This window comes from Clostridium sp. (assembly GCF_016650035.1).
In the GTDB taxonomy this organism is placed as follows: domain Bacteria; phylum Bacillota; class Clostridia; order Clostridiales; family Clostridiaceae; genus Clostridium_AD.
This window is the reverse complement of sequence record NZ_JAENWM010000003.1, coordinates 1-12,092: the sequence shown is the minus strand read 5'-3', so window position 1 is coordinate 12,092 and position 12,092 is coordinate 1. Positions and strand designations below refer to the sequence as shown.

Here is a 12,092-nt window from a genome sequence, read left to right as displayed (position 1 = left end):
AGAAATATGATTAGAATAGAGAATAATAGTTATGAAGAATTTAGTAATAGTTATAATTTATACTAAGTTTATATATTGTTAAATTTGACAGATATCCTGCATAATTTAGTTAGTGTAGTAGAATTGTTAAATATGAGAATGTATGAGTTATTGTAAGTATGTTGTTATAACAGGTGAGTATTAGTGAGAATATAGTGAGAAGTGATAAGTTTAAGTGAGATTGTAATATGCTGTTTTAGTGAATGTTAGTAAACTCAGACGGCGTATGCCTTATACCAAATCTAATTTTTTATAGAAGTTATTAAAGTATAGTAGTAGAGAATGTATTATGTAATTTTTAAAAGTAGGGTAGCGTATATAGAGATTATATTTCCTGATTATTTTATATGCCCCTCCCTTATATTGTCATGCCAAGTTTGTATTATAGATATGTATAAAGTGTTAACAAATATAATGAGAGTAGGTTATGTAAATTTATTGTATAGTAGAATTATGATGGATATTATATTTTATTAATTTGTAATTTTATAGTAATATTGTTATACTAAGTATAGTTTTAAATGTGTATAAGTTGTTAACAGTTATAGGAATAATTGATGTAAATTTTAATTAAGGCAGGTAGATTTGTAGGAGAATTTAGTTTATATGAGATTATATCCCCGGTAGGGTTATAGTAGAGGATTGTGGATAAGCGTTACGAGTTGGAATATAGTTATAGTCGATTATCGTTATCGGAGAATGAGGGATTTAGGTAATAATGTGGTAGAAATATGGTAATTGTTAAAAAATGTATTGGGAAGTGTTGAGGTGTATGGATTGAGTCGTGATTATTTATTTGATAAATTAGGGATAATTACTATACGATACGGAGTGGATTTTACCTCATATCGTGTTGATGATACAGGCAGTTGATTTTGCTGCAACCTCTACAAGTCCCTAAACGTAATGATGCCCGGGATGTATAATCTAGCAAATTAATTCAGCCAATAGCCTTATTTATTAGGATTTATGCTATTTTAGTGCTATTTTGTACATGCTCTGAACCTTGACAGTTACTAACTTTACAATACATTGACTAAAAACATTGGATTAAATGTGTATTTTATGCTATGTAACACAATATTCCAGTAAAAATAACAATAACTATGTTATGTAGTATTGAAAACTTATATGTTACTGGTGGATGCATTACTGAACTGTAACGTTCCATAATGCGTTATATTAAAGATGGGGTTTTCACATTTGAAGGAGTTTACACTTGTAACCTATAATAGTTATCCACAGAGTTATCCACAGAGTTAACACAAATAATCTATACTTATCCACAGACTTATACACATCTTATCAACAACTATACAATAAAGTTATCCACAATTATAGTAGTTATCCACAACTTTATCAACAAGTTATCCACAGTGCACTATATAACTAATACAGTTAATGCTATGAATAATAACTTATAACATACTATAAATTACTAAAATAATACTAAAGTAATACATAATAATTCAATATAATTGTTAACATAATGTTTACATATATAATACAGTTATCACATAATAAACTAATTAAATCTATAATATATACCTAAACTACATTAATAACTAATACTCTACTATTCCAGTTTATCCACCTAAATTATATTAATAACCTAATCCATCTATATACCTAACGACTAATAACATTCCATTCCTATTGACTGATATAATCTAGTTAACTATGTAATCAGCTATAAACCTAATATATAACTACTAATATAATAAACTGGTAACATAACAACTCTTCATTAAAATACATAAATATACCTTATAAACTCCACTATATCCAAATAACAACTCTCTCACGTGTCATCTAACGCACTCTAACACATATACCCTTATGATTATACCTAATCAATATATATTGCTTGTACACCTTCATTATCCTACTACATTACTATATAACACATAATCCAGCTAATACTACATAACACAGTATTCAATACTATATCCACCGCTAAACACATATAAACCTATATAACATACTAATATAGAGCATATAACAACTACTATATACCTTTAATCAGCTAACTATAACTAACAACTACAATTTACTATTACTTATATAACAACTCTTATATACTCTATATCCTTTATATATCAATACATATAACTACTATCTATATAATTAATATAATAACTGACAATTAAACAATAACTTAATAAACTACGATAAACAGAGCATACTGGAGTATATCGTATCTATTATATACCTAATCTCTATATATAGCTTAATATGACGTTATACAATGTTACATATACGCAGTATAATTAAGGCATAGCAAGGGAGCAAACAATAAATACAACTTAGCAAAATAACTTGTTATATAGTATAATCCTTTTAGGAGGTGTTGCACAATGATTAAAAACAAACTTAAACAAATACTAGCTGATAGAGGTATTAAACAATCTTGGATCTGTGAACATACTGGAATAACTAAAGCAACAATGTCCAATATTGTTAATAACAGATATAATACTTCAATGGAAATAGGATTTAAAATAGCTGAACTACTAGGATTGAGTATCACAGATATATTTTATAATGATGAAGTTTAAAGTATTATAAAAATAATTAAAATAAACTTAATAAAAGTATTGACAGACTGAATGTTATCCCTTATAATAATATTATAGAAGTTAAACAAACACAAAATAACTTCTAAATAAATATTATAAGGTGGTAAAAATATTATGATTAAAAAATTATCTCTATTCTTATTACAAAGTAAAACAATTGCTAACAAACTTAAAAAAGCTGGTATCAATAATTCAGTACTAGAAAATGAACCTACAATATATTTTAACATCAATAAAATTGACTCAACCGATTATCATATCACATTAAATGAAACAACTAACAAAACTGGTTTTTACTCAGATTTTATTGACTCTGCAATGTTTAATGATTTTATGGAAATTGACGACATAGTTTACTATATACAAAACGAACTAAAGGAACGTTACTATCTAAGTAATAAAAAATATGAGCAATTCCAGGAGCAAATAGTTAAAAATCGAAGATTAACTCGTATTGAATTACTAAATGATTACTTAACAACTCGCAGTCAAATAACTGAAAATAATAATAAAATATTAACAATTAAAATTGATCAATTAGAAATACAGAAAAAATCATATAATGAATTGGAGAACTTAGAATATGAAAAGGTTAAAATACAATATAAAAAATCAAAAAATAAGAATGCCATGATAATTAAGGAAAATAAAATAATGAAGTTAGAACTTGATAGACTTCAATCAATATTGCTTAATATTCAATCTATAGCAGTATAGTATGAAATTATTTACAATTGGTTATTGTTAGAGAATATAAGCAAATTATATTCTCTATAGAGTAACTAATAAATAGTTATTTAGCATTATTAATATAGTATCAATTAAACAATACTACATATACTATATTATACCAAATAAAAATTGTACATTGAAAATTGAATAAATAGACTTAATAATAAGTATATACAAGTGACTTAATACCACATAAAACTTATTACATGATATGAAACTCACTTGTACACTAATATGAGAATATTAGCATAAAACTTATTAAGTAAAACTATAACAAATAATAAAACAAATCAATCACATATTAATATTGTATCATCCTAGATATTTAATATTAATATAGTTAGTCTTTACTAACAAAAAACAATTAAATAATGATTTAAAAATATATAGAATAATAAAAACTATTAGCATTAAAAAATTATAAATTGTATTCGTACTTTTAATAATAAATATGCAAATAGTAATATAAAACTGATTAATACATTAGTAAAAAATTTGACTCTTCATTATTGTGAAATGCTCGCAGAATAGCAATATTAAGCTTAAAAGTTAAAATTTATTTACAGTATATGATTAATCAGTTTTATATAATTGTTTTTAAAGCTGAGTATATAAAGTATATTGATCTTTAAAAATAATATAAAAAGGAGTGTAAACAATGTATTGAAATTGTGAGTCATGGCGAATTTAAGACCATGCAAAAAAGGAGCGTATATATTATGAAAAATGAATTAGTATTATTAACAAACTATGAGGTAAAAAGCTATAACGTAGATAATAATTTAAACCAAGAAGATACTTCAACGTTAGAAGAGTTTACGAACTATGATGGATCAACATATATAGGAGATGCAATACAAGAAGTTGCAGATAATTGTGTTAGTATGTATAACTCGGATATATGTGATAATTGCTGGAATTTACACAGTAGTGGAGCATACGAAGAAGCTTCATGCCAGGGATTAATGGAGGGTAGCAATGACTTAATAAGAAATTTAAGTATGGCATGGTATGAATATAACTCACAACAATTATATAACAACTTAAATGAAATGATATACAATTATGCTATTAATGATATTATAACAAACAATAAATATCTAACTGAAGAAGAACTCGAGGAGCTAGAAGCAAACCTTGAGAAAATAGATAATAATAATGGGTTTGAAGATATAATAGAAACTATAGACACTATAATAAGCAATAGAGAAGATGACGACGAAGAATAAAATATAAGGAGTGTAAAAACTCCTTTTTCTATCAAATATTATCAATCAAAATAAATATAAATCCACGTTTTATAAATCGTGGTGAAGGGGTATATATTATGAGTATAAAAACTACATTCAAAGAATTCGAGATAAAAGCAACTTTAAAAGGTGATAAAAAAGCAACATGGAGTGAAAATAATTTTAATAATCATATGGTAAAAGTAACAAATACAGAGAATAAAACGTCAACAAGTTTTGAATATTGGGCATCAATATCATCTCCAAAAATTACAGAAAAATCAGAAATATTAGACGCTTTTACTTGCTTTATAGGGGATGCAATGAGCGGTGAATATGACTATAAAGAATTCTGTAACGAGTTCTGTTATGAAGAGGACTCAAGACAAGCTAGAAGCACCTGGAGAGGATGCCAGAGAGCTAATAATAAGTTAAAGAAAATATATGACAAAGATATCTATGAGTTATCAGACGAACTAAGAGAGGTAACGGAATAATGACTAGAATAATTAATAAAGAATTTCATACAACTTTTATGTTATCTAAAACAAAGGTATTTAATATTAGTTATTACACTTTAGGAGGTAATAAGAACGCAAATTTTACAACTTCATGTGATATATTTAATAGATCTAAAACAGATTATACACAATGTGGTCAATGTCAAGAAACTGTATTAAAAGGATATAAAGAAGCAAATACATTTTATAAAAAATGGGATATAAACCATTTAAAAGAATTATCAAGAGAAGAATTTCAAGAATTAACAATAGATATTGAAATGTTATTTGAAAAATATCCTTCTATACTAGAACAAGCTAAGAAAGTTCCAAGAGAAATAAATTTTAATAGAATAAAAGATTTTTCAATGACTATATATAGATAACTAATACTAAGAAGTGATTAATTATAAGCTGTGACTTATAGATCACTTCTATACAAATATATAATAATCTATTCAAATAAAGATTTTACTTGAATTAAATAATATGATAAAAAGGAAGTGTATTAATAATGAATTTAAAAAATACTTATTTAGGGTTTACAAATAGTTTAACACCTATGCAAAAATCAAGAGTAGAGACTTGTCTTGACAAACTAATTAGAAGTGAGGGAATAATATATACTAATAAAGAATTTACAGCTACAAGACTTCAAGAGGGTTATTCATTGACTATTGAAGAGAATGAAACACACTATAATAGAAAACTAGATATTGATACTAAACCTAGAACTTTATACCATATGGAATTAAGAGAGTCGGACGGGAAATTCAATTCTAGTTATACAATAGAAAAAACTTTATATAATTTTGCTTTATATCTACAAGAAAATAATTTAGTTAATCAAGATAATATTAATAGTTATGTAATACTAGAGGTTGCAAAAGTTGAAGCAGAATTAAAAGCTATAGAAGATCAAGAACTAAAAGAGAAACAAGCAGAAGAATTCCATGAGCAGCAGAAACAAGACTTTAAAATGTGGTTAAATATTGAAGCAGAAAATTATAAAGATACTTTAAAAATATCACTATCAAAAGAAATATTCTTAAATGAAATAAATCAATATAATGAAATACATGTAAATAGTTTACTTGTATTAATAGATAATATTAATAATCCTATGTGTCGTGAAGCACTCAAAAGCAGACTATGGAGCGGTAACAAGTCATCAAAGAAAGTTTTTAGTTGTGTTACTGGTGTTATATTACCTGCTACAGATAAAGGAACTATGGAAATATTAAACACTATAACTCAAGGAGACTATACTGGAATGTTAATATATAAGAAGAGAAAAGAAGCTGAAGAAGTACAATTGGAAACATTTTATAAATTAATGACTATTCCAGAATTTAAGTTTGAAGAGTGTTTAGGTGAAGTTGTAAATAAATATGGATTAAATATGTTCCTATGTAAAGAAAAGAAAGGTTATACAATTAGTGATATAAAGAGTGGTTGTCAAATAACTTCAGGAACAACAAAGAATGAAATATATGAGAAGTTAAAGACAAGTATTGAAAAAACTGGTATTGAAGTTATAAATAAATTTATAGGTGAGTTAATAGAAAAATATGGAGTAAGTCCAGCAGCTTAAAGAATATCCAGTAAAATAAGAAATTTAAACGATTAAATAATAAATATAAAAGGAGTGTTAAAAGTGTTAAAAATGATAAGAGAAGATAAAAGTTATTTATCAAGTAATGATTTATTAGCAATAGAAAAAGGATATGCAATTTTAGATATTCACTCTATAAGAATAAGCGGGGGAGTTATTAACAGATGAAGAAAAAACAGAAAACGAAAGAAATTATGATGCTATGACTAAAGAAGAATGGAATAAACATTGTAGTATAATTCCACATAAAACAGCGTTAAAAGTTAAAAGTCTATTAGAAGCATTAAGCAATAAATATGTTATATATCAATATAAACATGATAAGATGAATTATAGGAGTAATTGGGATTTATTTTTCTGGTGTAACGGTGGAGACGATGAAGAGGGAAGAGATCTTTCTTATATAACATTAAGCATGAACACAACAAGAGGCTTAGAAGAAAAATTAAAAGGTGTTAATGATGTGATAGAAACTATAAGAGAAATTGGTTATAATGGTTTAGATATTGCCATTCAGTATACTGTAAAATTTGATAATATAAAAATAACAGAAGTGGCTGCTAATTATTTTGAAAGAGTCAAGAATACATTTATTAAATGTTCAGGATATGATGTAAAAATTAAAGATGGTACTATGGATTATGAAGGAAATAAATGTTATAGATTTTTTAAAAAGGTGCAAGAACTCATTATTATAATTTATCATGTAAATATATGTTAATGTTATTATTAAGATAAAAATTTAATTTTATGGAGGTTTATAAATGGAAAACAAGAAAGATACAAATACAGAAGATATAAAAATACTTGAAGAAATTTATAATATGATTAGTGATATGGAAGAAAAATATAGCACACTTTCAGAAGATACTAAACTATTTCTACAAAATAATTGTGAACATGGAACATTCTATTATTTATCTAAATTTGAAGATGGAAATATTGATGCACAGTATTATATAAATAATAAAATGAATTAATCAATCTTATAAAAGCTGAATTATATCTAAAATTTAGGAGGTATATTGAAATGACAAAATACACAATAAAATGTATAAGTAGTGAAGGTATTTATTATCTTGTAAATGGGTGGAAAAAATGTAATACATTTTGGTTTAATGAAAAATCAGTGCTAGAAGATAAAAAAAATGCAAAAGGTTCTTTTTTAATAAACCTAGTCAAGCACAAGCAAGCTTAACAAAATTATTAAAAATTATGGGAGCTTATAAAAACGATAAATTTGAAATAGTTGAGTTCATATAAAACCCTAAGTTTATAATAAGGAGTTGAAACAATGAATAATATATCAAGTTTTGCTAAAGGTATAAGAAATATAAATATCTATGCAGAATATAACAATAAGCTTAAAATAGTTTATACTGATAAATTAGGAATGTTTATTAAAGATGGTAAGAAAGTTATATGGTTAACTCAGGAACAAGAAACAGAAATTTTAAAAATGATATCTTAATAATTGAATAATATTATATAATTGTGGTATACTAATAACAACTAAACAATAATATTATAAGGATGGTGTATTTAATGTATAAATATAAAGGTATGAAAAAATTAACTATAGAAGAGGCTATACAAGCCTATAAGGATAATGACAAAGGAATGATATACAAACTATACGATGATAACACAGAAGCAGCCATAGAAGATATAAAAGAGTTTGAAGATGATAATTTTTACGATTATGAATATGGTATAGAATTAGAAATGAATAATAAAATAATGGAAAGCTGCGAAGATGAATTAAACATATCATTCCAATATCTAAAGAAAATAAGAAAGAAATAGAAGAATATTTAGAAAGCTTATTTAATATTACTATAACTGAATTTATGTATGATGATTTTTTAACATTAGATATAAACTGGACAAGAAATTAATTAACATTAAAGGTTTTCTAAGAGGTTTATACCTTAATAAGCCTCTCCCATACACCAATGCTAAGAGGTCATATAAGACACATAATTATAATCAATACAATTATACTATAAATACCTTAACATGCCTACAGCATTACCATATGGCTTGTAAAACTATATTCAAACACGACTATTAAAGAATAACATTAGAAAAGAGGTGAAAAATAATTGAACGTAAGATTAAATAGAAATTCTAGTCATAAAAAACTTATTCCAATTATAAATATTAAGGGAAAATTATATCATTATTTACCTACACTAGAAGAATTCTACTATATAGATTATTACGATATAAGAGAATGGTGGGAAGATGAGTCTTTAACAATGTAATTATACCTAAGAAGCTTTTATGTTCTTCTCAGGCTCTATAAGAAAGCTACAACTATACAATACTTAAGGAGGTTATGACATGATAAAAGTTAAAGATATTAAAAACAGAATAGAATTAATAATATTAATATTTGGAGATGTAAAAGTAAAAGAAGTTATACGAATATTGCATAGCTAATCCAGGAGGTTATAAGATGAATAAACGTATTGAATTATATCTAATCATAGAAGCTCTATACATGTGGTGTATTGTAGCGTTTATAATATCAACTCAATAAAAAGGATGGTGTAATAATGTTTAATCTATTTAATAAATCAGGACTCACAAATAAACAAAAGAAGTCTATTAAAACTCTTTCCAGTAATCAAGAGGAAACTTTAATATGGACTAATTATTATAATACTAAAAATACTTTATTAAAGAGTTGCAAATAATAAGGAGGATATATTATGGAAAACTTAAATATTAGAAAATTAAAATATGATAAAGAAAATTGGTATAATCAATTGAAAGTTTTTATCTATTATGGAATATGTAGAATTGATAAAGAAGAAGAAACAGAAGTCACTGGAGCATTAAAAGAATTAGGATTAAATTACATTATAGATGTTGATAAAGATAATAAAGTATTTGTAATAGCTGCTAAAAAAATAATAAATTAATTAGGGGGATTACAAATGTGTAGACGATTATATACTCAAGATGAACAGAAAATTATTAGAGATTTTAAATCAAAAAGTAAGAATATATGTGAATATTGTGGGAAACATTTAATTGATAAAGACGTTACAGTGGATCATAAGATACCATATTCCAGAGGTGGAAAGACTACAAACGACAATCTTGTAATAGCCTGCAGCAAATGTAATAAAGATAAATCAGATATGACTATAGAAGAATATACAGATTATTTAAAAGCAGTAACACTAAGTATTGATAAAGATACTACAATTAAAATGTTAAAAACTATGATAGAAGTTAACGATAATATAGAAACTAAGTATACAGAATTAAATAAAGAATTAAGTCATAAAAGTGCAGAAATAAAAGATATTGAAAATTGTATTTCAGACATGATATTCTCAGCTAGTGAGGGGTATCTATTATGTAAAGAGTTAAAAGACGCATTAAATGAAAAATCAGCATTGAGAATAGAATGTAATAAATTATATAAGCTAAAAGAAGCTATTAAGAATCACAATGAGGAATTAAAAATAATATATGAAGAATTAATAGAAGATACTACAAAAGAATTAAGAAGTAAGATGAATATAGGAAATATTGCAAAGCTTCAACTAGTTTCTTAATATAACAACATTATTTGTATACTAACAGCCAATTGTTATATTAAAAGAACAGTATATATAAATAGGATTTATTATACAATATATGAAACTATTAGTCAAATAATACGTATATTGTATAAAGTATAAATGTAAAGCTTATCATTATTAAAGAATTATTTGACAAATGATATTATGTGGTGATACAATATAAGAACACTTGTTCTAATAAATTATGATGGGGGGAAATAAAATGAGTATAAAAGGATTGAAAATACCAGCAGTAAAGGATTTTGAAGGAATGAATATTTTAAATGCTTTACTATATCATAAAGAGATATTAAAGAGAGAAACAGATCCAATTAAATTAGAAACAGCCACAAAGAGAATTAATAATTTAAAACTAGAATGGAAGAAACATATAGCTTGAATTGTAAAATTATTAAGAGCAATATTCAAATTATAAGAAAGGAATGATAATAATGGAAGTAGAAGAAATGGATAGGTCAGAGCTTAGGGAGCTGTGTGAACTGCACAGTTTTTCCTTTGATAAGATAGGAGAATACATTAGAATACACAGCAAAAGAGATACATGGTATATATTAGATGTAGAACACAATGGAAGAAGAATAACACTAGAACATCAGAATTTCTATGGTTGCTCAAGATTCCACTTTCAAGGTAAACACAAGAATTTACACAATATCTTTGAGGCAATTAGTAGTCACGACCAACGAGAACAATTAGGACACAGAAATAATAAACTAACAAGAATTACGAATACATTTAAATTACTCGGATTATATAATTAATATGTCGAAAAAAGAATTAAACAATAACGCATAGAAAAAAGAATTATGGATATAATAATAATATAATCACAGGAGGAAACAAAAATGGAGAATCATCCAGTCATGTTTGTATTTATAGCAGTAGCAGGTGTATTTTATTTAATATATCATGCGGTGAAGTTAACAATAATATTATTAATAGTAGCTTATAAATTTATAGTAAAAAAGATTACAAGGAGTGTGGATATAAATGTTGTTAATAGATGATTATTTAGAATATTTAAATGGATCAATTGGAAAAAGTGTAGGAACTATTGAACAATATAAGAGTGCTACAAATTTATTTATAAAGTATATGAAAGATAATTATTTTAGTTTAACCAGAGAATCTATAAAAAAAGTAAATTTAGAGCATATTGATAAATATTTAAGTAGTATAAATTTAATTCTTGATAAAGATGGTAAAAGAATATCAGGCTGCTCAAATGGAACTAAACAAAATAAAATATCTGCATTAAAATCATTCTTTGGATATTGTAAGAGAATTAAACTAGTAAAGAATAATGTAATACTTGAAATTGAAGAACTCCCTACTATTCCTAAAAGAGTTAGAAAATATTTTGAAATAGAAGATTGCAAGAAATTAATAGATAGTGTAGGTAAGAGAAACTTAATAAGAGATAAAGCAATAATAATTTTATTTCTTAATACTGGCTTAAGATTAGCAGAATTAGTAAAATTAAATGTAAATTGTGTAGATGATAATAACTTAACAATAATGGGGAAGGGGAACAAGGAAAGGAGAGTATATTTAAATTCTAAACTTAAACTAATACTAAAAGAATATTTACTACAAAGACCACAAATTGAATCGGATGCATTATTTTTATCGGAAAGAAAACTTAGAATTAGTAAGAGTACAGTACAAAATATGTTAAAGAATGCTATTGATAAAGCAGGATTAAAGGCAGATGGTGATACAGACATGCTAGTTCATGTTCTAAGACGCACTTTTGCTACACTAGAATATCAGAGTGGAACAGATTTAAATACGCT

19 protein-coding genes are annotated in these 12,092 nt (G+C 25.2%); all 19 read left to right on the top strand.

The window, feature by feature from the left end; translation table 11 throughout:
* Positions 1 to 2,396: 2,396 nt before the first annotated feature.
* On the top strand, positions 2,397 to 2,597 hold the full coding sequence (locus JJD95_RS01055; protein WP_291639450.1) for a helix-turn-helix domain-containing protein: 201 nt from the start codon (positions 2,397 to 2,399) through the stop codon (positions 2,595 to 2,597).
* 135 nt (positions 2,598 to 2,732) lie between these two features.
* Entirely contained in the window at positions 2,733 to 3,335 is a 603-nt protein-coding gene (locus JJD95_RS01050) for a hypothetical protein (RefSeq protein ID WP_291639448.1), read from the top strand.
* 734 nt (positions 3,336 to 4,069) lie between these two features.
* Positions 4,070 to 4,579, top strand: coding sequence for a hypothetical protein (locus tag JJD95_RS01045; RefSeq protein WP_291639446.1), 510 nt, complete (start codon positions 4,070 to 4,072; stop codon positions 4,577 to 4,579).
* A gap of 98 nt (positions 4,580 to 4,677) precedes the next feature.
* Entirely contained in the window at positions 4,678 to 5,076 is a 399-nt protein-coding gene (locus JJD95_RS01040; protein WP_291639444.1) for a hypothetical protein, read from the top strand.
* Positions 5,076 to 5,465: a hypothetical protein gene (locus JJD95_RS01035; RefSeq protein WP_291639443.1), complete on the top strand. Its 390-nt coding sequence runs from the start codon at positions 5,076 to 5,078 to the stop codon at positions 5,463 to 5,465. Before JJD95_RS01040 ends, JJD95_RS01035 begins: the two co-directional genes overlap by 1 nt.
* Before the next feature lie 128 nt (positions 5,466 to 5,593).
* Positions 5,594 to 6,673 carry a hypothetical protein gene (locus tag JJD95_RS01030; RefSeq protein WP_291639441.1) on the top strand — a complete coding sequence of 360 codons (1,080 nt, stop codon included), beginning with the start codon at positions 5,594 to 5,596 and terminating at the stop codon, positions 6,671 to 6,673.
* A 63-nt stretch (positions 6,674 to 6,736) separates the two neighbouring features.
* Entirely contained in the window at positions 6,737 to 6,862 is a 126-nt protein-coding gene (locus JJD95_RS01025; protein WP_291639439.1) for a hypothetical protein, read from the top strand.
* Positions 6,863 to 6,896: 34 nt separating this feature from the next.
* Positions 6,897 to 7,415: a hypothetical protein gene (locus JJD95_RS01020; protein ID WP_291639437.1), complete on the top strand. Its 519-nt coding sequence runs from the start codon at positions 6,897 to 6,899 to the stop codon at positions 7,413 to 7,415.
* A 43-nt stretch (positions 7,416 to 7,458) separates the two neighbouring features.
* Positions 7,459 to 7,674, top strand: a complete 216-nt coding sequence (locus JJD95_RS01015; RefSeq protein WP_291639435.1) for a hypothetical protein — start codon at positions 7,459 to 7,461, stop codon at positions 7,672 to 7,674.
* 50 nt (positions 7,675 to 7,724) lie between these two features.
* Positions 7,725 to 7,892, top strand: coding sequence for a hypothetical protein (locus tag JJD95_RS01010; RefSeq protein ID WP_291639434.1), 168 nt, complete (start codon positions 7,725 to 7,727; stop codon positions 7,890 to 7,892).
* A 96-nt stretch (positions 7,893 to 7,988) separates the two neighbouring features.
* Positions 7,989 to 8,165 (top strand): hypothetical protein, encoded by a 177-nt coding sequence (locus JJD95_RS01005; protein ID WP_291639432.1) that lies wholly within the window; start codon positions 7,989 to 7,991, stop codon positions 8,163 to 8,165.
* 92 nt (positions 8,166 to 8,257) lie between these two features.
* Entirely contained in the window at positions 8,258 to 8,500 is a 243-nt protein-coding gene (locus JJD95_RS01000) for a hypothetical protein (protein WP_291639430.1), read from the top strand.
* 299 nt (positions 8,501 to 8,799) lie between these two features.
* Positions 8,800 to 8,961 carry a hypothetical protein gene (locus tag JJD95_RS00995; protein WP_291639427.1) on the top strand — a complete coding sequence of 54 codons (162 nt, stop codon included), beginning with the start codon at positions 8,800 to 8,802 and terminating at the stop codon, positions 8,959 to 8,961.
* 450 nt (positions 8,962 to 9,411) lie between these two features.
* Positions 9,412 to 9,624, top strand: coding sequence for a hypothetical protein (locus tag JJD95_RS00990; protein ID WP_291639425.1), 213 nt, complete (start codon positions 9,412 to 9,414; stop codon positions 9,622 to 9,624).
* 15 nt (positions 9,625 to 9,639) lie between these two features.
* Entirely contained in the window at positions 9,640 to 10,269 is a 630-nt protein-coding gene (locus tag JJD95_RS00985) for an HNH endonuclease signature motif containing protein (protein WP_291639423.1), read from the top strand.
* Between the two features lie 229 nt (positions 10,270 to 10,498).
* On the top strand, positions 10,499 to 10,675 hold the full coding sequence (locus JJD95_RS00980) for a hypothetical protein (protein WP_291639422.1): 177 nt from the start codon (positions 10,499 to 10,501) through the stop codon (positions 10,673 to 10,675).
* Between the two features lie 52 nt (positions 10,676 to 10,727).
* On the top strand, positions 10,728 to 11,057 hold the full coding sequence (locus tag JJD95_RS00975; protein WP_291639421.1) for a hypothetical protein: 330 nt from the start codon (positions 10,728 to 10,730) through the stop codon (positions 11,055 to 11,057).
* Positions 11,058 to 11,141: 84 nt separating this feature from the next.
* The gene (locus JJD95_RS00970) at positions 11,142 to 11,303 is read left to right on the top strand and encodes a hypothetical protein (protein ID WP_291639420.1); all 162 of its coding nucleotides are present in this window, start codon (positions 11,142 to 11,144) and stop codon (positions 11,301 to 11,303) included.
* A partial coding sequence (locus JJD95_RS00965; RefSeq protein WP_291639419.1) for a tyrosine-type recombinase/integrase occupies positions 11,287 to 12,092 on the top strand: 806 nt, incomplete at its 3' end. The genes JJD95_RS00970 and JJD95_RS00965, both read left to right, overlap by 17 nt.